This is a genomic window from Paludifilum halophilum (genome assembly GCF_002245355.1).
GTDB lineage: Bacteria > Bacillota > Bacilli > Thermoactinomycetales > DSM-45169 > Paludifilum > Paludifilum halophilum.
In genome coordinates, this window is the sequence record NZ_NOWF01000186.1 from 1 (window position 1) to 390 (window position 390).

Genomic DNA, 390 nt, shown 5'->3' on the forward strand with positions numbered 1-390 from the left:
GCATTGGTATGTGCTAAAAATTGTTCTACACCTTTTTTAGTATCACTCGTAACAATACCAAGTTGATAGCCTTTTGCTTTCAAATCGATAAGTGCTTCTTTAACACCTTCTACCCAATTAATTTCAGGAATACGTTCATCTACCAGCTTTTGACTTGTTGACTTGGACCAGTCGGTTGTATCTTGTCCCGTCACATCATTAAATGCTTGGATAATTTGTTGTAAAGATCCTGAACCCATCACTGATTTTGGATCAATAGATTCTTTAATGACACCGAGTTGTCTTAAAGCAGCTTCTTTATTATGTACTGGGAAAGTCTCAAGCAATGATTGTACAAATCGTACCCCTATTTTTTCCCAACTTCTATCAAATTCAATTAACGTGCCATCT

1 protein-coding gene is annotated in these 390 nt (G+C 36.2%); it reads right to left on the reverse strand.

The window, feature by feature from the left end; translation table 11 throughout:
- Positions 1-390, reverse strand: a 390-nt coding sequence (locus CHM34_RS18785; RefSeq protein WP_141201800.1) for an HAD family hydrolase, incomplete at both ends; no start/stop codon positions are given.